The organism is Sphingomonas sp. SphC10, from assembly GCF_057004845.1.
Genome location: NZ_CM168044.1, coordinates 2,725,259 through 2,751,915, shown reverse-complemented (window position 1 = coordinate 2,751,915; position 26,657 = coordinate 2,725,259). Strand labels below are relative to the sequence as shown.

Below are 26,657 nucleotides of genomic sequence, written 5' to 3'. Positions count from 1 at the left end.
TGGTGCGACCCACTCGATCACAAGTTCCATTTCGAAGGACCAATTCCAATGACCCTGGTTAGCACGCTCGCGCCCGCCTATCGCGGTGCGCGCCGGAACTCGGCTGCTCTGTTCGCAGGCTTTGCCGCAGCGATCGTCGCAGTATCCCCCGCCGCCGCGCAGAAGGCGGAGCCAGGCGCCTATGCCGTCGCCCGCACCGGCGTGCAGATCGATTCCGACGTGAAGCCGACCCAGGTCCTGGCGAAGGGCCAGACCGTCGCCAAGACGACGCCGACCCTGCCCAAGAACATCGACCATGATGGCGGCTTCACCGGCGAACTCGGCATGGGTTACGACTTCGGCGGCCTCCGTGTCGAGGGAACGGCGGGCTACGACACCGCCAAGGTCAACGCCAAGGCGCTGAGCACCAAGACATATTCGGGCGCCGGGCGCACCAAGTCGTTCGATCTCGGAGTCGCCGCCTATGTCGACCTGGTCCGCGAAGGTCCGTTGAAGCCGTTCGTCGGCGGCGGCATCGGTGCCTCGCGCGTCGACTATTCGATCAGCCGCCTGATGATCGACAAGACCCCGGGGACCCAGAAGCCGATGGTTGGGATCATGGGCAAGGACTGGGGCTTCCGTTGGCACCTCGATGCCGGCGCGAGCTATGATGTGACGCCGCAGACAGCAATCGAAGTGCTTGGCCGCTACTCGCAGACCACCGGCCTGCGGATGAAGGGCACGGCGATCGACGAGAATCTGGTCCGCCAGACGATGGACTATAAGCTGAAGAACACGTCGGTCTCGATCATGGCCGGTATCCGTCAGAAGTTCTGACCTCAAACCCGTACCCAATGAAGGCGTCGCTCCCGTTGCGGGGGGGGGGCGCTTTCGCTTTGCCTGAAGCTGACAAGCGGTCGAAATTTACCGTATTTGGGCAGCCTTGGACGGAAGCGTCGCCTCTCCAGCATCGGTGTAGGAAATGGCAAGGGTCCTGGGCGGTGTCTGCACTTGGAGGGTTTCCTCGACGGGATCGATCCCGTCATCAAGCTCAGCCTTGGCCTCGTCGCGCTTCCGGCGCGCCTGCACCAGGGAGACATCGGGGAAACTGCCCAGCGACAATTTGCGCTCCATGCCGCTGAAGATCATCGCTACGAGCTTATGCGAGACAGCGTTGAAGCTGAAACGGAACCGGTGGAAGCCGATGAATTGAAAACTCACCCAATCTATGGGCCTCTGCTGCAGAATCTTGAATCGGTGAACACATCAAGTGGACCGACGTGGTGAAACGGCGAGAATTGGGAATAATATATCCAGAAAATATCAAGCGCCGGTCAACGGGATGGTGCTTCAAGAGCGGGCCGAACTTCTTGGAGCTCGAACAAGCGGCATAGGCGTGTCCGGTATCAAGGCCCGTTCAGTTTAATCTTGGTCAGTCCCCGGCCAACCGATAAAGGACGCGCCGGGGGACGACCATGCGGAAATTGACATTCATGGTGCTTGCGGCCTTCGGGTTCGCGGGCGAGGCAGCGGCGCAGCGCGCCGATCAGAACGCCGCGCGCGCGGCCGAGGATGCGTTCGGCGTGAGCTACGCCAACGAGTCCGTGGGTCTTTATGACGAAGACGATGTTCGCGGCTTCTCCCCGATCGATGCCGGCAACGTCCGTATCGAAGGGCTGTATATCGATCAGCAGGCGGACCTCAGCTACCGGATTATCGATAGCTCGATCATCCGCGTCGGACTGACGGCGATCGACTATCCGTTTCCGGCACCGACCGGGATCGCCGACTTTCGTCTGCCTGATGCTCCGAAGGCATTGATCCTCAGCCCCCGGCTGAACGCCGGCACCTTCGGCGATGCCAGCGTGGAGTTTGACGTGCGTGCACCGATCGCCGGTGAAGCCTTGTCGGCGGCCGGTGGGTTCGGCCTCTACCGGGACAATGAGTGGTTCGGGGGCACGCCGAAGTTGTTTTCTGCCGGGATCAGCTTCAGGTGGCGGCCCGCCCCCGACACCGAGATCATCCCGTTCTGGAGCCTGGATACGATTTGGAGCGAGGAGGCGGTGCCGACCTACTTCACCAGCGGGGCATTCGTCCCGCCTCGGTTGCGTGATCGCCACCGCTATACCGGGCAGGATTGGGCGACCAATACCAGTCGCGGCAGCAATGCCGGCGTGATCGCCTGCACGAAGCTGGGCGACTGGTCGCTGGCGGGCGGCCTGTTCCGGTCAACCTTCGCCGTCAGCCGCGATCGGACGACGCTGTGGCTAGACTTGGACGAAGAAGGCACCGGCACGGAAACCGTCTATGCGGCTCCGTCGTCGCGCTATGCGTCCACGTCGGGAGAGATCCGCGTGTCCCGCACCTTCACGGAAGGTCCACGGTTGCATCGTTTCCATGCGTCGGTGCGCGCCCGCAATCAGGCGCGGCTTTACGGCGAGGCGGAAGCGGTCGAGCTGTCCCGTCACAGCATCGCGACGCGCGCGCCGGTCGCTGAGCCGTCGTTCGCCTTCGTGGATCGCACGCCCGATGACGTTCGGCAGGTGACGGGCGGCATTGCTTACGAGGGGCGCTGGAAGGGGCGCGGCAGCCTCAATATCGGCGTCCAGAAGACCGATTACCGCAAGCATGTTCGTCCGCCCGGACGCGAAGCGATCATGTCGCGCGATCGACCGTGGCTGTTCAACCTGATGGCCTCACTCGACGTGGCGTCCGGTCTATCGGCCTATGCCGGGGTGACGCGAGGGCTGGAGGAAAGCGAGGTCGCACCGGATATCGCCGTGAACCGCAATGCCGCACCGCCCGCCCTCCGAACGCGGCAGGTCGATGCCGGCGTGCGCGCCTCGCTGGGCAAGCTGCAAGCGGCGATGGGCGTGTTCGATGTCCGCAAGCCCTATTTCAACCTCGACTGTTCGGACGTCTACCGCCAGCTCGGCGAAGTCCGTCATCGCGGCCTCGAGGGTTCGTTGAGCGGGAACATGACGCCGTTCGCCAGCCTAGTCGCGGGCGCGGTCCTGCTCGATCCCCGTGTCACGGGGGATCTGGTCGACGACGGCACAATCGGCGCGCGTCCTGTCGGCACAAGCCGCAGCCGTATCGTGCTGGCACTCGACGTGCATCCAGAGAGTTGGAACGGATCGTCCTTCGACATTCAGGTGACGCGGCATGGCGGATCGTTTGCCGACCAAGCCAACGCCGTCCGCCTGCCGTCGCGCCCGACCGTCGCCTTGGGTGCGCGTCACCGGCTTCGGCTCGCGCGCCGCGATGTGATCGCCCGCGTGCAGGTAACGAACCTGTTCAACACCTATCGATGGATCGCAGACTCCTCCGAGGGGCTGACCTACAGCTCGGGCCGCTACGTCGGGTTCTCCCTCGCAACCGATCTGGAGGGTTAAGCCGCCAAGCGGTTGTAGCTTTCCGGGGTATCGACGTTCGGGATTTCGCTACGCCGGCTCGGAATGAGCCTCTAACCAGTCGATCGCGAACGCCAACATCGGTTTGGCGTTGACCAGAAGGGAAGGGGCAAGGCCAATTAAACCTTCGCAGCCTGCCCCGCTCGCGACGTGCGCCTTGACGATCTGCTCGATATAATCCTCCGGGAGTCCCTCTATCACCGGCTCGGTCGTGTCGAACTCCTCGACCACCCGCCACGTCTTGCCCGCGTCGTCGGCGAACGGCACCTCGTAGCGACGGACCAGCTTGTCCGGCAGATTGGCAAGGTGATCGGCATGATGGACGAGCGTCATGGTGTCCCAAGGCGCTCCGACCATGAGAACACGCCCGCCTCGATCGACCAGCTTGGCAAGAGGTGATCCCTCGCCATAGCCATAGTCTTGGGGATGATCGGCAGTGATCCATTCAGCGAGCTTGCCGACCGCTGCCACGGAAGCACCGGGATTGGCGCTACGGTGCGCTCCAGGCATTGTTCGGACGAATTCGGCGATGATGCCGTTCATCCGCACCGCTCGCGACGCCTGCCGGTCAAAGCCTGGCACATGGTCGCGCCATTCGGGCAGGACACGGTCGTCGTCATCCATCAGGTCATCGTGAATGCTATCCCAGCCTGTATAGACCAGAAGCGTGCCTTCAGAGCCGACAACATCAAGGATGGCATTCGACAGAGCATCGGGACCGTTGAGAAGCGGCCCGACCTTGCTCATTGCAGCGTGGACCATCACGGTATCGCCTGCGCGCAATCCGATACGGGCCAGGTCTTTGCCTAGGGTCAGGACCCATTGCTGTGAGCGTCGCGATCTGATTCAGGCTCCACGAGGAGACTGGTGATGAGCGACCTTTTTTGGCTGACGGACGATCAGATGGAGCGGCTGCGGCCGTTCTTCCCCAAGAGCCACGGCAAGCCTCGGGTGGATGACCGGCGGGTGCTGAGCGGCATCGTCTTCGTCAACCGCAATGGGCTGCGCTGGCGAGATGCGCCCAGCGCCTATGGTCCTCACAAGACGCTGTACAACCGGTGGAAGCGCTGGGGCGAGCGTGGCGTGTTCACGCGCATGATGGAGGGGCTGGCTACAGGCGATGCCGAACCGAAGACCGTCATGATCGATGCGACCTACCTGAAGGCGCACCGCACGGCATCGAGCCTGCGGGTTAAAAAGGGGATCTCGGCCGCCTGATCGGACGCACCAAGGGCGGCATGAACACCAAGCTCCATGCCGTGGCCGACGCGAACGGACGTCCGCTGAGCTTCTTCATGACAGCAGGCCAGGTCAGCGACTACACCGGCGCGGCAGCGCTACTCGATGACATGCCAAAGGCGCAGTGGCTGCTCGGCGACCGCGGCTACGACGCCGATTGGTTCAGGGACGCTCTCCAGGCCAAGGGCATCCAGCCATGCATCCCGGGCCGACGATCGCGCAACGAGCCGGTCAGATACGACAAGCGCCGCTATCGGCGTCGCAGCCGCATCGAGATCATGTTCGGCCGCCTCAAAGACTGGCGCCGCGTTGCCACACGCTACGATCGCTGCCCCACGGCCTTCTTTTCCGCCGTTGCTCTCGCGGCCACCGTCATCTTCTGGCTGTGATCAACGAGTCCTGACCCTAAGTTGCCCAATTTCATTCACCCTCGCGCCGGTGTAGGCGCATAGCCATGGTATCCATCGCCGGGCACGTCGTTCATACTTGTTGATGTATGGGAAATTATGGAGTGTAGCAGACAGGATTTTTATTGCTTCGTCTTGTGTAAAATCCCGTTCGCGAAGTTTTATCTTTTTAGGAACGCGAACCTTCACGGATGATGCAACATTCTCCGGCAGAAACCGCTTTTCGACAGCCCACGTTAGCGTAGCCCTGACCGCGCAAAGATATTTGTCTTTCACCGTCCCGGGCGACCGAAGCTTTCCGCCTCTACCGGGTTTTGAAAGCAAGGCGTCGCGCCAGTTATCAATGTCTGACACGGAAAGGGCATTGGCGTCATCATGACCCACAAACGCGACGAGAGCTTTTAGCATAGACCGCCATTCGGCAGCGGTGCCGGGTTTAATGCGTTGCTCCGCCGCATATGCCTCAAAGGTGGCTAGGAGAGGCACCGTAGGGCGTTTGGGCGTGTTGTGGGGTTCTGTTGCCTCTGCAAACGCTACCGGAGGCTTGAAGGGTTCTGCGTGGCGTTCCTCTGATGCATTCGAGGCATCGCCGTCCATCGCCTTATCAAAGGCAATCAGACACACCGGTATGAGCCTCTTGGCCTCTTTCCGATCTTTCGTACCTAGCGACCGGACCCACTCGCGTTTCCCGCCAAACCGCTGCCTTTGGGCCAGCGGTATCGAACGCCGGAAATAGTAGGTGCCGCCATCACGCTTTAGGAGGTACGCGCTCATCCTTGCCTCGCTACGATTGTAGCAGACAGTCGTTAAAAGCACTGATTTTCGTAAAATCCTAAGCCTTTTCAGTGGCTAGGGGGGATGGTGCCGCTTACAGGACTCGAACCTGTGACCCCCGCATTACGAATGCGATGCTCTACCAGCTGAGCTAAAGCGGCCCGTCTCGTGAACCGGCTGGTGTCCGGTCAGGAGGGGGCGCTTAACAGGTCGTTGGGGGGCTGGCAAGCGGCTTATGGCGGCTGGGGCGATCTTCATCTATGGTTAACTATGTCGGGGCATGACAGGAGCATGACCAGGAAGACCGTCATGGACCGCGAACCGCAAAACCCCCGGGATCCCGTTCCGGCTCGTCCGGCGGGCGAGATTGCGGGCGGGGCGGAGGATGCGCTGTCGCGGCTGGGCGGGGTGGAGCGGCGGCTTCATGCGCGGGCCTATCACCACTGGGTTTCGCTGTCGGGAGAGGCGCGGTTTCCCTCGATCCGGGCGCTCGATACCGAGGCGATCGGCGATTTCGCGGCCAATTCTGTATTGCTGGATTTTCGCGGCGACCGGATCGATCCGGCCATCGCCTATATCGGCCAGGCCCTGCGCGAGGAATGCGGGACGGCGGCGCGACCGACTCGAATCGGGGAATTGCCCGAGGCGTCGTTGCTGGCGCGACTGACCCGGCATTTCGACCATGTGCTGGCCGATCGGGTTCCGGCCGGGTTCGAGGCAGAATTCGTCAACGCGCGCGGGCGCATGACGCTGTATCGCGGGATATTGCTGCCCTATTCGTCCGACGGGTTGATGATCGACTTCATCCACGGTGTCCTGAGCTGGAAGGAACTGGCCGATCCGCTGTTGCAGGCGGCGCTGGATTCGGAGCTGATGGATTCCGCCGGAGAGGGGATCAAGCCGCCGCTGCCAGGTTCGGCCGCCGCGCTGTGGAACGGGCCATCGTCCCCCAGCGGTGAGGAACCCAAAGCTATCGCTAACATATCATGGCCGACCGATGCGCAGCCCGGCACGCCCGTGGTGATGGTCGGACACGTCGCCCGGGATGGTAGCGTTTCCATCACCGGGACGGTGGTCGGCGACGCGCGCTTGGCCGAAAGGGTATTGCGCGCTTCGCAATGAAAATTGCGCTGCGGCGCAACATCTTTTCTCTCGCGGCAAAGGGTTGAGCACCGCGAGAGCCCGGCCTAGGACTTGGCATCATGGCACCGAATATGTCGCATCCGATGGCCGACGCGATTGCCGCGCGGCTGACCCAGGGCGCCCTTCCGGCGGAGTTGCAGGGGTTCGGCCCCGCGGAGGTGGCTGCTGCGGCGGCCTTCGTCGCGGGCGTGGCGCAACAGCGCTCGCCGGGAGAACCGTCGATCGCGCTGGAGCCGATGTCGGGCGACGACACGCACCGCCGGATGCGTCTCGCCATCGTCAATGACGACATGCCCTTCCTGGTCGATTCGATCGCGGCGATGGTCGGCGCGGACGGCATTGCGATCGACCGCGTGATCCACCCCGTCCTGCCCGTGACCCGCGATGCCGAGGGACAGCTTCTGGCGATCGGCACGGGCGGAAAGTCCGAATCCTTTATCTATCTGGAAATGGAACGCGCCGATGCGCGTGACCGGCGCGGGCTGGTCGACGATCTGCGCGCGGTGCTGGCCGATGTCCGCGCCGCGGTGGCCGACTGGTCGGGGTTGCAGGACGCGCTGGCCGCCGATGCGACGACGCTGGGCGAGAAGAATGGCGAGGGCGCGGCGCTTCTCCTGTGGTTCCTGGGCGGCAAGCTGACGCTACTGGGCCATGAGAAATGGTATGAGGATGGCCGCGACGCGCCCGCGCTGGGCGTCGCGCGGACGCCGCACAAGGTGCCGCTGCTGGCCGAGACGTCGCGCCAGCGCGCACTCGACTATTTCGCCGAGGGTGGCGCGGCGCCGCTGCTGCTCAAGTCCAATGCGATCTCGACCGTGCACCGCGCGGTGCCGCTCGACCTGGTGCTGGTCCCGGTGATGGAAGGGGGCCGCGTCGTCGGCCTTTCCATTCACGCGGGCCTGTGGACCAGCGCCGCGCTGGCCAGCCCGCCGCATGAGGTGCCGGTGCTGCGTACGCGCCTGGCCGCGCTTCAGGCCAAGTTCGGTTTCGACCCGCGCGGCCATACCGGCAAGGCGCTGACCCATGCGCTGACCGCGCTGCCGCATGACCTTGTCACCGCCTTCCCGGCCGAGGCGCTGGAGCAGCTGGCGCTGACCGCCATGTCGCTGGCCGACCGTCCGCGCCCCGAGCTGGTGCTGATCCGCTCGGTCTTGCAGCGGCATCTGTTCGCCTTTGTCTGGCTGCCCCGCGACGAGCTGACCACCGCGCGGCGCGTGGCGATCGGCGAGATGCTGGGCGAGGCGGCGAACGGCTCGCTGCTCAACTGGTCGATCGCGCTGGAGGACGGCGTCGTGGCGCTGATCCGCTATACGATCGACCTGCGCCAGGACGGCCGGCTGCCCGATACGGCGGCGCTGTCCGAGCGGCTGCGCAAGATGGTGCGTGGCTGGATGCCCGATGTCGAGGCGGCGCTGGCCGAGCAGGTGCCCGCCCCGCGGGCCGCGCGCCTCGCGCTGCGCTGGGCCAATGGCTTCCCGACCAATTACCGCAATGTCAGCGATGCGGCGGAAGCGGCGGCGGACATTCTGCGCCTGTCGTCGCTGGAGAATGAATCGAGCCGTTCGGTCCGCCTCTTCCCGGTCCAGCCGGGGCAGGATCGCCAGCTGAAAATCTACAAGCTGAACGGCGCGCTGCCCTTGTCGGACGCGGTGCCGGTGCTGGAGAATTTCGGCTTCCGCGTGATCGGCGAGCTGCCGACGCGGCTGCGCGACGAGGCCGATCCCTTCGTCCACGACTTCATCGTCGAGACCGAGGCGACCACCGAGCCCAAGGGCGCGGCAGTGCTGGAGGGGGCGATCGCCGCCGTGCTGGAGGGCAAGGCGGAGAATGACGCGTTCAACCGCCTGATCGTCGATGTGGGATTGAGCCCGCAGGCGGTGGTGCTGTTCCGCGCCTGGTTCCGCTATCTGCGCCAGGCGGGGCTCCCTTATGGGCTGACCACCGTGGTCGATGCGCTGCGCCGCGCCCCCAAGCTGGCGACCGCGCTGATCGAGCGGTTCACGGCGGCGCATGACCCGAAGGCGCAGGGCGATATCGCCGCCGCCGATGCCGCCATCGCGGCCGGGCTGGATGCGGTGTCGGCGATCGACGACGACCGTATCCTGCGCAGCTTCCGCGACATGATCGCCGCCACGCTGCGCACCAACGCCTTTGCCGAGGCGGGCAGGGAGGCGCTGGCCTTCAAGCTGGACAGCCACAAGATTCCGGGTCTGCCCGCGCCCCTGCCGTGGCGCGAAATCTGGGTCTATTCCCCCCGCGTCGAGGGCATCCATCTGCGCGCCGGACCCGTTGCGCGTGGCGGCCTTCGCTGGTCGGATCGCCGCGACGACTTCCGCACCGAGATTCTGGGCCTGATGAAGGCGCAGCGGGTGAAGAACGCGGTCATCGTACCGACCGGAGCCAAGGGCGGTTTCTACCCGAAGCAGCTGCCGTCGCCGGTCACCGACCGTGACGGCTGGGCCGCCGAGGGCAAGGAAAGCTACCGCGTGTTCATCCGCGCGCTGCTGTCGATCACCGACAATATCGTCGAGGGGGCGGTGGTGCACCCCGACGGCGTGCGCGTGCTGGACGGTGAAGACCCCTATTTCGTGGTCGCCGCCGACAAGGGCACCGCGACCTTCTCCGACGTCGCCAATGCGCTGGCGCTGGAGCGCGGCTTCTGGCTGGGCGACGCCTTCGCCTCCGGGGGCAGCCAGGGTTACGACCACAAGGCGATGGGCATCACCGCCAAGGGGGCCTGGGTCTCGGTCCAGCGCCACTTCGCCGAGCGGGGCGTGGACGTGCAGAGCCAGCCGATCCGCGTCGTCGGTTGCGGCGACATGTCGGGCGACGTGTTCGGCAACGGCATGCTGCTGTCCAAGGCGATCAAGCTGGTCGCCGCGTTCGACCATCGCCACATCTTCCTCGATCCCAATCCCGATCCCGCCACGAGTTGGGACGAGCGCGCGCGCATGTTCGCGCTCCCCCGGTCGAGCTGGGCGGATTACGACACCAGCCTGATCTCGCCCGGCGGCGGCGTCTTCCCGCGTTCGGCCAAGACCATCCCGCTGTCGGACGAAATCCGTGAGGCGCTGGGCATCACCGCCACCTCGCTGGAGCCGGCGGCTTTGATCTCGGCGATCCTGAAGGCCCCGGCCGACCTGCTCTGGTTCGGCGGCATCGGGACCTACATCAAGGCGGCGGCGGAGAATAACGTCCAGGTCGGCGACCCCGCCAATGACCGCTTGCGCGTCGATGCCGAGGACCTGCGCGTCATCGCGATCGGTGAGGGCGCCAATCTGGGCGTGACCCAGGCCGCGCGCATCGCCTTTGCCGAGCGGGGCGGGCGGATCAACACCGACTTCATCGACAATTCGGCGGGCGTCGACTGTTCGGACAACGAGGTCAACATCAAGATCGCGCTCAACCGCGAGATGATCGAGGGCCGTCTGGCAGAGGGCGATCGCAACACGCTGCTCGCCTCGATGACCGATGACGTGGCGCATTTGGTGCTGGAGGATAACCGCCTCCAGACTTTGGGCCTGTCGATCGCCGAGGCGGACGGCGCGGGCGCGATGCCGAGCTATGTCCGCGTCATCGAAATCTTCGAGAGCGCCGGGCGGCTCGACCGCGCGGTCGAGGGGCTGGGCAGCAACGACGTGCTGCTGCGGCGCGGGCAGGACGGCATATCGCTGACCCGGCCCGAACTCGCGGTGCTGCTGGCGACGGCCAAGCTGACCTTGCAGGACGCGATCGAGACCAGCCCGCTGGCGCTGGACGACGAACTGCTCCCCGATCTGCGCGCCGCCTTCCCGCCCGCGATGCAGGAGGCCTTCGGCGAGGCCATCGACCAGCATCGCCTGCGCGGTGAGATTGTCGCGACCAAGCTGGCCAACCGGATCGTCAACCGGATGGGCATCCTCCACCCGTTCGAACTGGCGGAAGAGGAAGGCGCGGCGATGGCCGATATCGCGGCGATGTTCGTCGTGGTCGAGCGGCTGTTCGACCTGCCTGTCCTATGGACCGCGATCGAAACGGCGGCGATGCCCGAAGCCGCGCGTATCGCGCTGTTCGACGAGGTGGCGCGCGCGACGCGGTCGCAGATCGCCGACCTGCTGCGCTCCATGCCGGCGGGCACCTCGCCCGGCGCGGCGCTGGAGCGGTTGCAGCCGGGTATCGCGCGGCTGGCGGCGGAAACGCCCGCACTGCTGCGCGACGAGGCCAAGGCGCAGAGTGCCCGCGTCGTCGCTGCGCTGGAAGAGGCGGGCGCGCCCGCCGACCTTGCGGCGCGGGTGGTGCGCGTGTCCGAACTCGACGGTGCCGTGGGGCTGGCCGATCTGGGCCAGCGGCTGTCGCTCGACGAGACGCGGTTGACCCATGCCTTCACCCGCTTGGGTCAGGCGCTGGGCCTCGACTGGGCGCAGGGCCAGGCGGCGCGGATCAACCCCAGCGATCCGTGGGAGCGTCTGCTGATCGCTGGCCTCGCGCGCGATTTCCAGCAGCAACGGCTGGACTTCCTGGGCCGTGCGGGCGCGACCGACCCCGAAGCAGCGGTCGAGGCCTGGCTGGAGCGCAATGCCGCGCGCGTCGGCCAGTTCAAGGCGGTGATCGACCGGGCCCGCCTGGCCGCTCAGCCCAACGCCGCGATGCTGGCCCAAATCGCGGGCCAGGCGCGGGTGCTGCTGGGTCGCTGATCTGTTCCCCGGCGAAGGCCGGGGACCAGTTCCTGTGCCGTATGAGGCGCGCAAAACGCCGCGTGGGAGGCCCCTCCCGCGCGGCGTTTTTGTTCACGCGAAGCCGCGATGGCGCGAAGAAGTGATGTTCGCGCGGAGACGCGGAGGCGCGGAGAAGAAGGTTTGTTCGCGCAGAGGCGCAGAGGACGCAGAGAGGAATTGCCGCGCGCAGCGCCCTCCATTCGTCAGCGCCCGTGATAAGAGGGCTGCTGGCGCGGCAGGCGAGACACCTCCGCGTCTCCGCGCCTCCGCGCGAACCAACCTTCTTCCTTCTTCTTCACGTCCTCGCGGCTTCGCGTGAAAAATCAGATCGCCGCACATTTCTCCAGCAACCAGTCGCGATCCGCCCCCTCCAGCTCCGGCGCCAGAACCTGCGCCACCCGCGCATGATAGGCGTTGAGCCAGTCCCGCTCCGTCGCGGTCAGCAGTTCGGAAACGATCAGCGTCCGCTCGATCGGGCACAGAGTCAGCGTCTCGAAGCCCAGCATGTCGCGGTCCGCGCCCGCGATGGCGCGCGGTTCGACCAGCACGAGGTTTTCGATGCGGATGCCGTACTCGCCCGCCTTGTAATAACCCGGCTCGTTGGACAGCATCATGCCCGCGCGCAGCGGCTCCATCGCCGCGCCGCCGGGATAGTTGGGCGCGGCGATACGCTGCGGCCCCTCATGCACCGACAGGTACGCGCCGACGCCGTGCCCGGTGCCATGCGCATAATCCAGCCCGACCTCCCAGAGCGGCCGCCGCGCCAGCGAGTCCAGATGCCCGCCCAGGGTTCCGTCCGGGAAGACGGCGGTGGCGAGGCCGATATGCCCCTTCAGCACGCGGGTGAAGCGATCACGCATCTCGTCGCGAGGCTCACCGATCGGCATGACGCGGGTGATGTCGGTGGTGCCGTCCTGATATTGCCCGCCCGAGTCGATCAGGAACAGCTGACCCAATTCGATGGCCGCGTTCGATTCCTCGGTGACATGATAATGCGGGCTCGCGCCATGCGCGCCGGTCGCCGAGATGGTCGAGAAGCTGGTGTCCTTCAGCAACCCGGTCGCCTCGCGACAGGCCAGCAACCGCGCGGCGGCGGACAATTCGGTCTGTCCGCCCTTGGGGCATTCGCTCTCGACCCAGCGCAAAAACTTCACCATCGCCGCTCCGTCACGCACCGAGGCGGCGCGGTGCCCGGCGACCTCGGCGGGGTTCTTGATCGCCTTGGTCAGCACGACCGGATCGCGGAGCGCCAGCACCTTGGCCCCGCCTGCTTCCAATGCCTGCGCAATGGCGGCGACCGCGCGCTCGGGATCGGCGACCACGCGCTTGCCCCCAAAGCCGGTCAGATAGCCCTCGAACGCCGAACGCTCGTGCAGCCGGACGGCATTGCCCAGATGCGCGCGCACTTCGGGCGTGATCTTCTCGGGTGCCACGAACAGGTCGGTCTCGCCGTCCGCATGGACGATGGCATAGGAGAGCGCGACCGGCGTATGCGCGACATCGGAGCCGCGCACGTTCAGCGCCCAGGCGATGGAATCGAGCGCCGACAGCACCACCGCATCGGCGCGCTGCTCGGCCAGCCATTCGCCGATCCGCGCGCGCTTGGCGGCCGAGCTTTCGCCCGCCACCGCATCGTCCTGCACGGTGAGCACGGCAGGTGAGGGGGCGGGGCGGTCGGTCCATACCGCGTCGATCGGGTTGGCGGTGACGGCGACCAGTTCGGCGTCGCGATCGGCCAGCGCGGCGGCCATGTCCGCGACCTGCTGGCGCGTGTGCAGCCACGGGTCGTACCCGATCCGCTGCCCCGCCGCCGTCTCGCGACCCAGCCAGCCCGCGACGCTGTCCTGCGGCACCGGGATATAGGCATAGTCCTCGCCCGACACCTGCTCGCGCACCTGCAACGTGTAGCGCCCGTCGGTAAAGATCGCCGCCTTGTCGCCAAGCACGACGGCCGACCCCGCCGACCCGCCAAAGCCGGTCAGCCAGCCCAGCCGCTGTGCATAGTCGCCGACATATTCGCTCATATGCTCGTCGGTCAGCGGCACGACGAAACCGTCGAGCCCCTGGGCGGCCAGTTCGGCACGAAGGGCGGCAAGGCGGGCGGAATGGGACATGGAACAGCCTGACAGCAATGGAAACGCGGTCGGTCTAGCCCTCCGCCCGCACAGCGTCGAGCCTCACGGGGGCTTGTCGAATTTGTCAGACCATATACGATCCTTGAGAGAGGAGATGGGAGGTTGGAATGATGATCGACCGGCGGGGTGTTTTGGCAGGGGCGGGCGCAGTGGCGCTGATGGGCAAGGCCGCGCAGACGGCAGGACCGGATGGGTTCCGGCCCGGCGAAGTGTGGAACGACACGAACGGCGTCGCGATCAATGCGCATGGCGGCGGCCTGCTGCGCCATGGCGGACGCTGGTGGTGGCATGGCGAGCACAAGACGGCCGGAGACGCGGGCAATCGCGCGCAAGTCGGCGTCCATGCCTATAGCTCGGCCGACCTGGTGAACTGGCGCGACGAGGGGGTGGCGCTGGCGGTCTCGGACGACCTCGATAGTCCGATCGCGCGCGACTGCATCCTGGAGCGGCCCAAGGTCGTCTATAATCCGCGCACTCGGAAATTCGTGATGTGGTTCCATCTGGAGCTGCGCGGCAAGGGCTACGGCGCGGCGCAGGCGGGCGTCGCGGTCGCCGACCGGCCGCAGGGACCGTTCCGCTTCCTGCGCGCGGGCCGAGTCAATCCGGGTATCTGGCCCGCCAATGCGACCGCAGAGGACAAGGCACCGGACACCAAGCTGGCCCAGGACATGCCCGGCGGGCAGATGGCGCGCGACATGACGGTCTTCGTCGACGGCGACACCGCCTGGCATGTCTATGCCTCGGAAGAGAATGCCACGCTCCAGATCGCACGGCTGACGCCCGACTGGACCAGGCATGACGGCTATTATGTCCGTGCGCTGCCCGATGGCGGGAACGAGGCGCCCGCGCTCTTCAAGGCCAAGGGGCGCTACTACATGTTCGCCTCGGGGCTTACCGGCTGGCGGCCCAATCCGGGGCGGGTCTATGTCGCGGACAAGGTGACAGGGCCGTGGCGCTCGCTGGGCAATCCGGTGCGCGGGAGCGAGGTGGACCAGAAGACGACCTTTCATTCGCAATCCACCTTCGTCCTGCCGCTGCCGCCCGCGCGTCCGGGGGCGGAGCCGCGCTTCATCTTCATGGCGGACCGCTGGCGGCCCGAAAATGCGATCGACGGACGCTATGTCTGGCTGCCGGTGGAATGGGAGGGCGAGACGCCGGTGCTGCGCTGGCGGGATCGCTGGACGCTGGCGGATGGGTGGAAGGCGAAGTAACCCGACCCTCCGCTCAGCGTGAACGGCTATTGGGGGGAGGCTGAGGGGAGGCTGGGAGAATCCGCCCTCCACCCCTTCCGGCGGGGCGTAACCCTAGCTACATCCGGGCGATGACCGAACCCGCGCCGACGCCGCCCATTGCCGAGACCCGCCCGCACAGCTTCACCGCGCACGGGATCACCATCACCGACCCCTATGCCTGGCTGAAGGACCCCGCCTATCCGGAGGTCGAGGACAAGGACGTCCTCGCCTATGTCGAAGCGGAGAACGCCTATTTCGACGCGGTCATGGCGCCGCGCCAGCCGCTGATCGACCGGCTGTACGAAGAGATGAAGGGGCGGATCAAGGAGGACGAATCCTCGGTCCCGCAAAAGGATGGCGACTGGCTCTACTGGACCGGGTTCGAGACCGGCGGGCAATATCGCAAATGGTGGCGCAAGCCGGTGGCGGGCGGTCCGGACGAGCTGCTGCTCGACGAACCGGCGCTGGCCGAGGGCAAGGAATATTTCCGGCTGGGCGCCTTCTCGATCAGCAACAATGGCCGCTACCTCGCCTATGCGATCGACGACAATGGCTCCGAACGGTTCGAGGTGCGGATCAAGGATCTGACCACCGGCGAGCATTTGCCCGAGGTCATTCCCGGCATGTTGTCGGAGATCGTCTGGGTCGCCGACGATAGCGGCTTCCTCTACGGCGTGGCGAATGCGCAGTGGCGCACCGACAATGCGCGCTTCCACAAGCTGGGCACCGATGTCGCCGAAGATGTCGAGCTGTTCCATGAGGATGACGAGGGTTACCGCGTCGCCGTCGCCGAAACCTCCGCGCGCAACTGGATCGTGATCGCGACCGGCGACCATGTCACCAGCGAGGTGCGGCTGCTGCCTGCCGACAATGTCTTCGCCGAACCGATCCTGGTCGCCCCTCGCAAGGAGGGCCGCGAATATGACGTGGACGAGCATGACGGCACGCTGTTCATCCACACTAACGATGTGGACCCGCAATTCCGCCTCTGCACCGCCTCGATCGACAATCCCGGCGACTGGCATGAGCTGATCGGGCCGGACCCGCATTTCTACATGACCGGGGTGGAGTGCTATAAGGACTTCTTCGTGGTCGAGGGGCGCGAGGACGGCTTGGACCGCATCGCCATCCACCGCTACGACACGCCGACCATACCCCAGCGGATCGACTTTCCCGAGGCGAGCTATACGGCGGGCCTGGGAGACAATCCAGAATATGACGTCTCGGTCCTGCGGCTGGGTTACGAATCCATGGTCACGCCGGGCACCGTCTATGATTACGACGTCGCGACCGGCGGGTTGACCGTGCTAAAGGTGCAGGAAATCCCCTCGGGCTATGACGGCGACAAATACCGGACCGAGCGGCTGAAGATCGCCGCGCGCGACGGGACGATGGTGCCGGTGTCGATCGTCTATCCCAAGGACTTTCCGCGCGACGGATCGGGCAAGCTGTTCCTCTATGCGTACGGCGCCTATGGCTATGCCATCCCGCCCGGCTTTTCGACGGGCCGCATGAGCCTGCTCGACCGCGGCTTCGCCTATGCCATCGCGCATATCCGCGGCGGCGACGATCTGGGCCAGCAATGGTATCTGGACGGCAAGCTGGAAAAGCGGACCAACACCTTCCACGATTTCGTCGACGTGGCGAAGGGGCTGATCGAGGGCGGTTGGACCCAGGCGGGCCAGATCGCCATCGCAGGCCGTTCGGCGGGCGGCGAGCTGATGGGTGCGGTGGTCAATTCCGATCCCGAGCTGTGGGGCGCGGTGATCGCCGATGTGCCCTTCGTCGACGTGCTCAACACGATGATGGATGCCGAACTGCCGCTGACGCCGGGCGAGTGGCCCGAATGGGGCAACCCGATCGAGGACAAGGCGGCGTTCGAGCTGATCCGCAGCTACAGCCCCTATGACAATGTGAAGGCGCAGGCTTATCCCCCGATGTTTATCTCGGGCGGGCTGAACGATCCGCGCGTGACCTATTGGGAGCCCGCCAAATGGGCCGCCCGGCTGCGCGCGACCAAGACCGACGACCATCTGCTGCTGCTCAAGACCAATATGGGCGCCGGGCATGGTGGCAAGTCGGGCCGGTTCGAGAGCCTGCGCGAGGGCGCGGAAGAGCACGCCTTCATCCTGTGGCAGATGGGAGTCGAATCCTGAGCATAGAGGCGATCGTCGCGCGCTACGGCGTCGCGGCCATCGCGCTCGGCGCCGGGCTGGAGGGCGAGACGGCGGTCGTGACGGGGGGCATCCTGTCGCATCAGGGGCTGATCGGCTGGCCCGCCGCCTTTCTCGCTGCGGCGATCGGGTCGTTCCTGGCGGACCAGGTCTTCTTCACCATCGGCCGGCGGGCGCGCGACGGGCGCTGGGTGGGCAAGTTGCGCAAGCGGCGGGGCTATACGCGCGTCACGAAGCTGATGGAGCGTTACCCGGTCGGCTTCATCTTCGCCTTCCGCTTTCTCTATGGCCTGCGCACGATCAGCCCGGTGGCGCTGGGCACCAGCCATGTGTCGACCCGGCTGTTCGTCGCGGTCAATGCCGCATCCGCCTTGTGCTGGGCAGCGATCTTCACCGGCATCGGTTATCTGTTCGGTGAGGCGTTTCACGAACTCGCCGCGCGCTATCGCCCGACACTGCCGCACATCTTGATGGCGGCCGGGCTGGTGATGGTCGCCGCCGCGATCGGCTGGGGCGTCCGCGCGCTGTGGTTGCGATACAGGGAAACGGACGAACAGGCATGAGCCGCTTCACCATGACCTTCACCGCCCAGCCCGATCATATCGACGAGCTGGGCCATGTGAACAACGCCGTCTGGGTCCAGTGGATTCAGGCGATTGCGGGCGCGCATTGGGAATCGGTCGTGCCCCCCGAACATGCCGCCGCCCATGTCTGGGTCGTGACGCGGCACGAGATCGACTATCGCGGCAATGTCGTGGCGGGCGAGACGGTGGCCGCCGAAACCTGGGTGCCGGACCCGCCCAAGGGCGCGCGCTTCGACCGGCATGTCCGCTTTCTGGATGCCGAAGGCCGGGTGAAGGTGGAGGCGGTGACGACCTGGGCGTTGATCGACCGCGCCACCGGCCGGTTGCTGCGCGTCACGCCCGAGATCGCCGCACCCTTCTTTCAGCTTTGACCGCAAGAAGCGGGACGCTTCGGACACGTCCCTGCGCTAAGGTCGCGCCCATGTTGAGCCAATGCACCATGGCCTCGCCGGTGGGCGAGCTGACCCTCGTGGCGAGCGAGCAGGGCCTGCGCGCCGTCCTGTGGACCGAGGAGCGGGCCGGGCGGGTGAAGCTGCCCGAACGACAGGGCGATCCGGCGCACGCGATCCTGACGGAGGCGATGTGCCAGCTGACCGAATATTTCGCGGGGGAGCGCCGCGTGTTCGACCTGCCGCTCGATCCCGTCGGCACCGATTTTCAAAAGGCGGTGTGGACCGGCTTGAACGCCATTCCCTATGGCGAGACGCGCAGCTACGCCGCGCTCGCCACCGCGATCGGGCGGCCGGGGGCATCGCGCGCGGTCGGAGCGGCGAACGGGCGCAACCCCCTGTCGATCGTGACGCCCTGCCACCGGGTGATCGGCGCGAACGGCACGCTCACCGGCTTTGCGGGTGGACTGGCGGTCAAACAATGGCTGCTCGCACACGAACGTGGTGAGCCGGCGCTGGCGCTGGCATGAGCTATCCGCCGCGTGCCTTTCGCGAGACGCGGGAAGAGGTGCTGTTGAAGGCCGTGGCGGAAATCGGCCTCGCTTCGCTGGTGGTGGTGCGTGATGACGTGCCCGAGGCGGTTTCGTTGCCGATGATCGCGACGCGCGATGGCGGGGCGCTGATCCTGGAAGGGCATGTGGCGCTCGCCAATCCGGTCTGGCGGCTGGCCGAGGGCGGTACGGCGGCGCTGGCGATCTTCCAGGGGCCGCATGCCTATGTCCATCCCGGCTGGTATCCGACCAAGCGCGAGCATGGAAAGGTCGTGCCGACCTGGAATTATGTGGTGGTACAGGCGCATGGGGTCCTGTCCGTCACGCGCGATCCCGAATGGCTGGCGGCCCATCTGGCGCGCCTGACGGAGACGCGGGAAGCGGGCCGGGCAGAACCCTGGTCGATGGACGATGCGCCTGTGGATTTCATCCATGGCTTGCAGCGGGGCATCGTCGGCCTGACCCTGCGCGTCGCCCGGCTGGAGGGCGTGTGGAAGACCGCCCAGCATCACCCCGAGCCCAATCGGCGCGGCGTGATCGCCGGACTGGCGGCATCGGACGTGCCTGGTGACCGGGCGATGGCGGCCGTGATGGAACAGGCCGAGCGCGACCGGGCGGGGTAAGGCGGATCATCCGACTCATTCCTCCCCTGGAAGGGGAGGAATCGGATCACCGCAACGTGACGGCGATGTCACTGGTGGCGGGAGAAATGCGGCCCTACCGGGCCGGATATCCGTCCATGTCGGAGACTCCGGATGCGCCTGTTGCCCGTTTGCTCCACGCTTTTCGCCATCCTGCTATCCGCGCCCGCCCCGGCAGAGGTGCCTGCCACGCCCTGCTGCCGGACTCTGGGCGAAGTGCGTGCCAACATCGACCGGATCGACGACCAGATCCTGCGCCTGATGGCCGAGCGGTCGCGCTATGTGGCGCAGGCCGGGCGCTTCAAGTCCTCAGCCGCGACCGTGCGGGACGAGGCGCGGATTCGGCAAATTCTGACGCGCATCCGGGAAAAGGCCGTGACGCAGGGGGTAAGCCCGGAAGTGGCGGAAGCGACCTTCCGCGCGATGATCGAGGGGTTCACGGCGGAGGAAGCGCGGCAGAAGAGGCGGTAGGTTCGAGCCTCTTCCTCCCCTTTGCAGGGAGGATTGCGAAAGTCAGTCCTCGTCCCACATGATCGCGATCGGCGCGTCGATTCCCAGTACCGCATGAACCGGGCATGCGGCCGCTGCCGCCTCCAGTCGCTTGCGCTGCGCCGTATCATATCGCCCCGGCACCCGGACCGTGACGCCCAGCGTGGTGATCCGGCGTGGCGCATTGCCCATCTGCTTGGTCACGGTCGCCGTCGCGCCCGCCAGTTCCAGTCCGGCGACGCGGCCCGCCATCGCCATAATGCTCAGCACGCAGCCGCCCAGCGACACCGACAGCAGGTCGCTGGGCGAGAAATTCTCGCCGCGCCCGCCCAGTTCCTGCGACGCGTCCATGACCAGCACCGCGCCATTATCGGGATGGGCGACATGACAGCGCAGGCCGCCCTCGTAATGAATCACGAAATCCGCCACCGCGCTTAGCCGCTGTTGCGCAACGCCGTGGCGATGCCGTTGATCGACAGCAATATGCCCTCGCCGATGCGTGGATCGTCCTCGCCCGCGCGGTGGCGCTTCATGAGTTCGATCTGGAGCAGGTTGAGCGGCTCGATATAGGGCAGGCGCAGGCGGATCGACGCCTCCAGTGCCGGATTGTCGGACAGCAGGCGTGTCTGGCCGGTGACGGTCAGCAGGCCGTCGCGCGCGCGGTGCCAGCCGTCATGGATTCGCCCGAAGATCGCATCGCGCAGGGCTTCGTCCTCGACCAGCCCCGCATAGCGCCGCGCAATGCCGATGTCGGACTTGGCCAGCACCATCTCCATATTGGCCAGCGTGGCCGCGAAGAAGGGCCAGTGTTTCGCCATCTCGGCGAGCAGCGCCTTGTCCTCGAAATTCGCGATCGCGGTGCCGACGCCGTACCAGCCCGGCAGCATGACGCGGGCCTGTGCCCAGCTGAACACCCAGGGAATGGCGCGCAGATCCTCGATCGCGTCGGACTTCTTGCGGCTGGCCGGGCGGCTGCCGATCTTCAGGCCCGCGATTTCCGCGATGGGGGTCATCTGGCGGAAGAAGGTACGGAAACCCTCGGTGCCATAGACCAGCCCGCGATAGGTGGAGAAGGCGGTCGCCGACAGTTCCTCCATCGCGGCGGTAAAGCGCGCTGTGTCCGCCGCCGACAGCCGGTCCGGCTCCAGGCTGGCGAGCAACGTCGCCGACGCCATGGCTTCCAAATTGGTCAGTGCCGAATCGCGCGTGCCGTATTTGCCCGCGATCACCTCGCCCTGTTCGGTGATGCGGATGCGGCCCTGCACCGTGCCATGCGGCTGGGCACGGATCGCGGCAAAGGCGCTGCCGCCGCCGCGCCCGACCGCGCCGCCGCGCCCGTGGAACAGCTGCATCCTGACGCCCAGTTCGTCGAAGACCGGGCGGAACGCGCTCGACGCCTTGGACAGCGACCAGGTGGAGGTCAGATAGCCGCCATCCTTGTTCGAGTCCGAATAGCCGATCATCACCTCCTGATGGCCCCGCGCGCGGACGATCGCGGCAATCTCCGGCAGCGCGAAATAGGCGCGCATGATCTCGGGGCCTGCCTCCAGATCCTCGATCGTCTCGAACAGCGGTACCGCCATGATTGCGGCGGTGGCGGGCTCGCCGGGGCGGTAGAGGCCGAACTCCTTCAGCATCAGGTTGATTTCGAGCAGGTCGGACACCGACTTGCCCATCGAGACGATATAGTTGGTGATGCACTTCGGCCCATAGGTGGCATGGGCATCGGCGGCGGCCTGGACGATCGCCAGTTCGGAGCGGGTCTCGTCCGAATAGTCGGCATAATGGCTGAACAGCGGCCGGGCATTGGCCAGTTCGCGACGGAGCAGCGCGACACGCGCCTCCTCGTCCAGGGCCAGATAGTCCGCCTCGACGCCCGCCACCTTCAGCAGTTCGGCGACGACGCGTTCATGCACCGCCGAATTCTGCCGCAGGTCGAGCGTGGCGAGGTGGAAGCCGAACGTCTCGACCGCGCGGATCAGCCGCCCGAGCGCGCCGCCGCTGGCCAGCGCCCCGTCGCCCTGTGCGGCCAGCCCCCGCGCGATCGCGACCAGATCGGTGCGGAGCGCCTTCGGGTCGGGATAGGGTTCGCCGGTCAGGCGGCCGGGGCGCGGCGGGGTCTTGCCGGTCAGCTTCTGATGCGTGGCCGAAAGCCGCGCATAAATGCCCGACAGCGCGCGGCGATAGGGCTCGTCCGAGCGGCTCAGCGCGTCGTCGCCGCTGGCATCGGCCAGCGCCAGCACCGCCTCGTCCACCTGCACATGGCCGGTCGAGATCGACAGCTCGGCGCCCAGCGCGTGGACGCCCTCGCAATAATGGGTCAGCACCGCGTCGGCGGCTTGCGCGAGCGCGGTGGTCAGCGACTCGGCGGTGACGAAGGGATTGCCGTCGCGGTCGCCGCCGATCCACGAACCGGGGCGTAAGAAAGCGGGCACGCGCGCCTCGAACGCCTTGTCCCAGCGCTGGTACAAAGCGGGCAGTACCGGCAGGAACACGTCGCGCAGGTACGACAGCGCCGTCTCGACTTCGTCGGTGACGTAGAGCCGCTCGCGGCGCAGCACGCGCGTCTGCCAGAGAAGTGCGATCTGGCGGCCGATCGCCGCGTCCACATCGTCGCCATCGGGCGTGACGTCACGGCCCGCATCGCGCATCGCCAGCAGTTCGGCGATGCGGTTGCGGTGGTCGATCATACTCTTGCGCCGCACCTCGGTCGGGTGCGCGGTCAGTACCGGGACGACCAGCGCCTGCGCCAGCAGCTCCATCGCGGCCTCGCGGTCGATACCCTGTTCGGACAGCGTCGCCAGCACCTCGGCAATGTCCGTGCCCGGCTCCCGCGCAATGCCCTGCCGGTCCTCGGCCAGATTGGCGAGCATCGAGAACAGCATGAAGCCGCGCACGAAATCCAGTGTCTCGTCGAGGGCGAGTTTCTCCAGTTGCAGGTCGACCGACCCGTCCTCGCCCAGCCCACGATAGCGATCGACCGAGGCGCGCCGGATCGCCTCGGTCGCCTCGAACAGCGCGTCGCCGCCATAACGGCGGATCACATCGCCGAGCTGGGCGCCCAGGAAGCGGATATCGGCATTGTTGGCGATCGGAGGCAAGGTCGTCATGGGCGCTATTGCTGCAACGCAATAGGGCAGGCGTCAACCGATTGCGCAGGGTAATTTTGGTATAATATCGAGGTGTGGCAATTACGGGATATTACGCCTCGACCTAAGGTTGGTCAGGGCTAAGGAGCCGCCTGCGATCCCATCAATGTCGACGGGGTCAGCGTCGGCGCGACGACCAGCAGGTCGAATTGCAGGCTCTTTTGGCGCCATGTCGGCGGCATATCCTTGGGTGGATGGGCACGAAGCTGGCGCAGATCGACCAGCATCCATTCGGAAGAGCCGCTATCGAGCCCGCCCAGCGCGTCCTTCAGCCAGGCATAGTCCGCATCGTCGGTCATGACGAAGGGTTCGGTCCGCACCTGCCGCCCCACGCCGTTGTAAAGGGCGTGCACGCCTCTGGCGCCATAGACCGCGATGTGCAGCGACTCGGCGCCTTCACCCTCGGCGCGTTCGGCGATGAAATTGCCCAGGTCTCGCTGGTCGAGCCCGTTGACGCCCTTGGCGGCGTGGAGATCACCGAACTTGAACAGGACCCGCGCCGATTTGGGGACCTCGGCCAGATGCCTCACCAGCGTCCGCTTCATCAGACGGGCACGGCGTCCGTTCGAGGCATAGCCATCGTCATTCTGACCCAGATAGATGGCGCGCGTCTCGACCAGGCTGTCGAACAGCTCGCGAACCCGCTGCCCGCCGTCGCGCCGGATGGCGGCGTCCGCGTCGGCCAGCTGGGCCTCGCCGATCGTGAAGATCAGCAGATCGCCGACCGATCCCGATGCCATGGCCTTTTGGCTGGCCGCGCGGTCGAGCTCGACCAGCCGTGCGATCGCGGTGCGGGCGACGGGGCCGGGGTGTGCGGCCTGCATCTGTTCGAGCAGAAAGCCGGACGCGCCGAAGAATTCCTGGTCCAGGCCCCAGATCGCGAAGTCGGGCCCGGCCATCTTGGCGCAATCGGCCGCCATGTCGCTTTCGTCACGGCCATTCTGGAAGGCCATGCCATCGGGATGCGTCTGCATGAACGCGGTAAGGTGCGCGACGCGATCGGGGCGGCGGAGATGGGCGTTGACGATCCGGGCGGCCTCGGGCCCCGTCTCGACGGCAAAGGCGTGCAGCCCGTCCGGGGCCATCAGACGGCATAGACCGCGCGCGAACATCGGGATTTCGCGCGACAGATGATCCTCACCGATCATCACATAGCGCGCCTTGGTGACGGCATCGGCGATGGTCGTGGCGCCTGGGCCGTGCAGTCCGGTCGCGTCGACCCTGAAATGCGATCGGGCCTGCGCCAGGCGATCGGCAAAGGGCGGCTTCTTTTGGGGTTCCTGGGCCGACAGCGTGGTTGCACAGGCCATCAGCGTCACCGTCATCCATAGCTTGCGCATGATCATGCCCCCCAATCCGCATAATCTGACGCAAGGTGTCGGCCCTGCCTAGGGCTTCTGCATCGGGCGCCGTGGCGTCAGTTCGCATTCCCCGGCGGGGTCGCGTTCGCGCCCGTCGCGACCGGATTGCTGGGTGTCGCGGGTCGTTCGGTGCGCGATGCCTCGCGTTCTTCGGAGGTGACGGTGCCGTCGCGGTTCAGGTCCATCCGGTCGAAGCGTGCCAGCATCCCCTCGAAGAACTCGCTCTCGGTGATCTCGCCGTCCTTGTTGCGGTCCAGTTCCCACAGGCGCGAATTGGTCGTGGGCATTTCATCGGCGGTGATGATGTCGTTGCCGTCGCGGTCGAGTTCGCGGAAGCGGCGCGCCATCATGCTGCCGAAGTCGACGCGGGACGTGACGGAGGGCGGAACGAAGCCCGCCTTGGCGGCGGCGCGGTCGGCTTCGGCGCGGTTCTCCGCCTCTTTGCCACAGGCGGTCGTGGTGGCGGCCAGTGCCATCAATCCCAGGCTGATCAGGCCCCTTGCCCATCCACGCATTCGACACTCCCGCTTCGTTACGCTTCCAGCTCAACGTCCCAATAGAGCCAGTCGTGCCATGTTTCATGCAGATAATTGGGCGGGAAGCTGCGGCCATGTTCCTGTAAATGCCAGTTTGTCGGGCGGATCGGCTCGATATGCAGCGGCATGGCGGCCTGGCGTGGGGTGCGCCCGCCCTTCTTCAGGTTACAGGGCGCGCAGGCGGTGACGACATTCTCCCAGGTCGTCCGCCCCCCTTGCGCGCGCGGGATGACATGGTCGAAGGTCAGGTCGCGGTGCGATCCGCAATATTGGCAGGAGAAGCGGTCGCGCAGGAACAGGTTGAAACGGGTGAAGGCCGGGAATTGCGACGGCTTCACGAATTGCTTGAGCGCGATGACCGAGGGCAGCTTGACCTTGGCGGTCGGGCTGCGCACCTCGCGCTCATAATGGGCGACGATATCCACCCGGTCGAGGAACACGGCCTTCACCGCGGTCTGCCAGGGCCAGACCGACAGCGGATAATAGGACAGCGGCGTATAGTCCGCATTCAGTACGAGCGCCGGACAACTGTCCGGGTGTCGGATCAAATCGGGATGAAACACAGCTCCTCCCATCGATGTACGCCGACGCTATTCGCGCAAGCGCGTGACATGGCTATGACACTCGGGCGTATGAGAACATGCTATTGGAATCGCGGTCAAGAGGGCGGGCGATGAGTGGAGCGCCACGCACCACGCGTTTCGCGCCCAGCCCGACCGGGCGGCTGCATCTGGGCCATGCGCTGTCGGCGGTGCGTGCGTTCGATCTGGCGCGTGCGGGCGGCGGGCGCTTCCTGCTGCGGATCGAGGATATCGACGGTACGCGCAGTCGTCCCGAGCATGTCGATGCGATATTGCGCGACCTGGAATGGCTGGGGCTGGAATGGGACGACCTGTCCTTCCAGTCCCAGCGGCTGGACCTTTATACGGCGGCGCAGGCACGGCTGGCCGACCTGCTCTATCCCTGTTTCTGCACTCGCGCCGAAATCGCCGCCAGCCTGTCCGCGCCGCATGGCGCGACGCCGCTCTATCCGGGGACGTGCCGCCATGTGTCGCCCGAGACGCGCGCCGCGCGGAGGGGCGAGCCGCACAGCTGGCGGCTGGACATGGCACGCGCGGTCGAGCGTGCCGGGCCGCTGACCTGGCAGGACGAATATGCGGGCGAGGTCGTCGCCCATCCGCTTGCCCATGGCGACGTCATCCTGGCGCGCAAGGATGCCCCCGCCAGCTATCATCTGGCGGTGACGGTCGATGATGCGGCGCAGGGCGTGACCGATGTAGTGCGGGGAGTCGATCTGTTCGACGCCACCCATGTCCACCGATTGCTCCAGGCGCTGCTGGACCTGCCGACGCCGCTCTATCACCACCACCCGCTGATCGTCGGCACGGACGGCCAGCGTCTGGCCAAGCGGCACGGTGCGCCCGCCCTGGCGGCGATGCGGGAGGCGGGGGAGGACGGCCGCGCGCTGGCGGATGCGCTGCGGCGCAATATGCTTCCCGCTGGATTTCGGCTGGGGGAGGCGTAAGCTCAAGGGCATGACCACTTTTCTCGTGATCCTGCTGATCGCGGCGATGCTCGCCACCTTGGTCGCGCTGGTGCGCGGCATCATCACCTTTCTTCAGGAGGCGACCGCCGAGGCGAAGGGCGAGGGGCCGACCGCCTCGCAGCTCAAGTCCAACCGGATGATGCAGCAGCGTATCTTCTTCCAGGCGCTTGCGATCACCGTGGTCGTGCTGTTGCTGTTCATGGCGGGGCGGACCTGATCCC

The 26,657-nt window shown here is 66.3% G+C and carries 23 protein-coding genes and 1 tRNA gene; 14 read left to right on the top strand and 10 right to left on the bottom strand.

The window, feature by feature from the left end:
• The first annotated feature begins 48 nt into the window (after window positions 1–48).
• Complete coding sequence (locus tag ACWKSV_RS12520; RefSeq protein ID WP_076714124.1) at window positions 49–816, top strand: outer membrane protein; 768 nt, start codon at window positions 49–51, stop codon at window positions 814–816.
• An 87-nt stretch (window positions 817–903) separates the two neighbouring features.
• Here ACWKSV_RS12520 and ACWKSV_RS12515 read toward each other — a convergent pair whose 3' ends face one another.
• Window positions 904–1,200: an Arm DNA-binding domain-containing protein gene (locus ACWKSV_RS12515; protein ID WP_216637077.1), complete on the bottom strand. Its 297-nt coding sequence runs from the start codon at window positions 1,198–1,200 to the stop codon at window positions 904–906.
• Between the two features lie 254 nt (window positions 1,201–1,454).
• On the opposite strand from ACWKSV_RS12515, the gene ACWKSV_RS12510 reads away from it, so the two are divergent.
• The gene (locus ACWKSV_RS12510) at window positions 1,455–3,374 is read left to right on the top strand and encodes a TonB-dependent receptor domain-containing protein (RefSeq protein WP_083706514.1); all 1,920 of its coding nucleotides are present in this window, start codon (window positions 1,455–1,457) and stop codon (window positions 3,372–3,374) included.
• 48 nt (window positions 3,375–3,422) lie between these two features.
• Here the strand turns inward: ACWKSV_RS12510 and aac(3) are convergent, their stop codons facing one another.
• A complete protein-coding gene (aac(3), locus tag ACWKSV_RS12505; protein ID WP_237243582.1) occupies window positions 3,423–4,190 on the bottom strand; it encodes an aminoglycoside 3-N-acetyltransferase in 768 nt (255 codons plus the stop codon).
• A 72-nt stretch (window positions 4,191–4,262) separates the two neighbouring features.
• On the opposite strand from aac(3), the gene ACWKSV_RS12500 reads away from it, so the two are divergent.
• Window positions 4,263–5,020, top strand: a protein-coding gene (locus ACWKSV_RS12500; protein ID WP_156884147.1) for an IS5 family transposase whose coding sequence is annotated in 2 segments (ribosomal slippage) — window positions 4,263–4,596 and window positions 4,596–5,020 — 759 coding nt in all. Because the reading frame shifts where the segments join, the coding sequence is not laid out codon by codon here.
• On the opposite strand, the gene ACWKSV_RS12495 is transcribed toward ACWKSV_RS12500, so the two are convergent.
• Window positions 5,021–5,812, bottom strand: coding sequence for a DUF6538 domain-containing protein (locus ACWKSV_RS12495; RefSeq protein WP_156884146.1), 792 nt, complete (start codon window positions 5,810–5,812; stop codon window positions 5,021–5,023).
• An 85-nt stretch (window positions 5,813–5,897) separates the two neighbouring features.
• Window positions 5,898–5,973 (bottom strand) — tRNA-Thr (locus tag ACWKSV_RS12490).
• A gap of 130 nt (window positions 5,974–6,103) precedes the next feature.
• On the opposite strand from ACWKSV_RS12490, the gene ACWKSV_RS12485 reads away from it, so the two are divergent.
• Both ACWKSV_RS12485 and ACWKSV_RS12480 read left to right on the top strand, forming a co-directional pair.
• The gene (locus ACWKSV_RS12485; protein ID WP_076714116.1) at window positions 6,104–6,934 is read left to right on the top strand and encodes a hypothetical protein; all 831 of its coding nucleotides are present in this window, start codon (window positions 6,104–6,106) and stop codon (window positions 6,932–6,934) included.
• An 80-nt stretch (window positions 6,935–7,014) separates the two neighbouring features.
• Complete coding sequence (locus ACWKSV_RS12480; protein WP_076714114.1) at window positions 7,015–11,628, top strand: NAD-glutamate dehydrogenase; 4,614 nt, start codon at window positions 7,015–7,017, stop codon at window positions 11,626–11,628.
• A gap of 344 nt (window positions 11,629–11,972) precedes the next feature.
• Here the strand turns inward: ACWKSV_RS12480 and ACWKSV_RS12475 are convergent, their stop codons facing one another.
• Entirely contained in the window at window positions 11,973–13,763 is a 1,791-nt protein-coding gene (locus ACWKSV_RS12475; RefSeq protein ID WP_076714112.1) for an aminopeptidase P family protein, read from the bottom strand.
• A gap of 128 nt (window positions 13,764–13,891) precedes the next feature.
• Here ACWKSV_RS12475 and ACWKSV_RS12470 point away from each other — a divergent pair, with 128 nt between their 5' ends.
• The 7 genes from ACWKSV_RS12470 (at window position 13,892) to ACWKSV_RS12440 (ending at window position 19,826) form a co-directional block, all read left to right on the top strand.
• Window positions 13,892–14,995: a glycoside hydrolase family 43 protein gene (locus tag ACWKSV_RS12470; RefSeq protein WP_076714110.1), complete on the top strand. Its 1,104-nt coding sequence runs from the start codon at window positions 13,892–13,894 to the stop codon at window positions 14,993–14,995.
• A gap of 110 nt (window positions 14,996–15,105) precedes the next feature.
• The gene (locus ACWKSV_RS12465; RefSeq protein ID WP_076714109.1) at window positions 15,106–17,172 is read left to right on the top strand and encodes a S9 family peptidase; all 2,067 of its coding nucleotides are present in this window, start codon (window positions 15,106–15,108) and stop codon (window positions 17,170–17,172) included.
• A complete protein-coding gene (locus ACWKSV_RS12460) occupies window positions 17,148–17,753 on the top strand; it encodes a DedA family protein (RefSeq protein ID WP_237243470.1) in 606 nt (201 codons plus the stop codon). The genes ACWKSV_RS12465 and ACWKSV_RS12460 overlap by 25 nt, the downstream gene beginning before the upstream one ends.
• Window positions 17,750–18,145: an acyl-CoA thioesterase gene (locus tag ACWKSV_RS12455; RefSeq protein ID WP_056435878.1), complete on the top strand. Its 396-nt coding sequence runs from the start codon at window positions 17,750–17,752 to the stop codon at window positions 18,143–18,145. Before ACWKSV_RS12460 ends, ACWKSV_RS12455 begins: the two co-directional genes overlap by 4 nt.
• A gap of 50 nt (window positions 18,146–18,195) precedes the next feature.
• On the top strand, window positions 18,196–18,693 hold the full coding sequence (locus ACWKSV_RS12450) for a methylated-DNA--[protein]-cysteine S-methyltransferase (protein WP_056435875.1): 498 nt from the start codon (window positions 18,196–18,198) through the stop codon (window positions 18,691–18,693).
• Entirely contained in the window at window positions 18,690–19,337 is a 648-nt protein-coding gene (locus tag ACWKSV_RS12445) for an FMN-binding negative transcriptional regulator (RefSeq protein WP_076714107.1), read from the top strand. Before ACWKSV_RS12450 ends, ACWKSV_RS12445 begins: the two co-directional genes overlap by 4 nt.
• Window positions 19,338–19,469: 132 nt before the next feature.
• The gene (locus tag ACWKSV_RS12440; RefSeq protein ID WP_083706512.1) at window positions 19,470–19,826 is read left to right on the top strand and encodes a chorismate mutase; all 357 of its coding nucleotides are present in this window, start codon (window positions 19,470–19,472) and stop codon (window positions 19,824–19,826) included.
• Between the two features lie 42 nt (window positions 19,827–19,868).
• Here ACWKSV_RS12440 and ACWKSV_RS12435 read toward each other — a convergent pair whose 3' ends face one another.
• The 5 genes from ACWKSV_RS12435 to ACWKSV_RS12415 all read right to left on the bottom strand — a co-directional run bounded on the left by ACWKSV_RS12435 (window position 19,869) and on the right by ACWKSV_RS12415 (window position 25,453).
• Window positions 19,869–20,261: an OsmC family protein gene (locus tag ACWKSV_RS12435; protein WP_156884145.1), complete on the bottom strand. Its 393-nt coding sequence runs from the start codon at window positions 20,259–20,261 to the stop codon at window positions 19,869–19,871.
• A 17-nt stretch (window positions 20,262–20,278) separates the two neighbouring features.
• Window positions 20,279–22,954 (bottom strand): phosphoenolpyruvate carboxylase, encoded by a 2,676-nt coding sequence (ppc, locus tag ACWKSV_RS12430; RefSeq protein ID WP_076714101.1) that lies wholly within the window; start codon window positions 22,952–22,954, stop codon window positions 20,279–20,281.
• A 119-nt stretch (window positions 22,955–23,073) separates the two neighbouring features.
• On the bottom strand, window positions 23,074–24,333 hold the full coding sequence (locus tag ACWKSV_RS12425) for a hypothetical protein (RefSeq protein ID WP_156884144.1): 1,260 nt from the start codon (window positions 24,331–24,333) through the stop codon (window positions 23,074–23,076).
• Between the two features lie 77 nt (window positions 24,334–24,410).
• Entirely contained in the window at window positions 24,411–24,869 is a 459-nt protein-coding gene (locus tag ACWKSV_RS12420; protein WP_076714097.1) for an EF-hand domain-containing protein, read from the bottom strand.
• A gap of 17 nt (window positions 24,870–24,886) precedes the next feature.
• Complete coding sequence (locus tag ACWKSV_RS12415) at window positions 24,887–25,453, bottom strand: HNH endonuclease (RefSeq protein WP_042485172.1); 567 nt, start codon at window positions 25,451–25,453, stop codon at window positions 24,887–24,889.
• A gap of 110 nt (window positions 25,454–25,563) precedes the next feature.
• On the opposite strand from ACWKSV_RS12415, the gene gluQRS reads away from it, so the two are divergent.
• Entirely contained in the window at window positions 25,564–26,415 is an 852-nt protein-coding gene (gene gluQRS / locus ACWKSV_RS12410; protein WP_076714095.1) for a tRNA glutamyl-Q(34) synthetase GluQRS, read from the top strand.
• 10 nt (window positions 26,416–26,425) lie between these two features.
• Window positions 26,426–26,653, top strand: coding sequence for a twin transmembrane helix small protein (locus ACWKSV_RS12405; protein ID WP_056435854.1), 228 nt, complete (start codon window positions 26,426–26,428; stop codon window positions 26,651–26,653).
• Window positions 26,654–26,657: the final 4 nt, after the last annotated feature.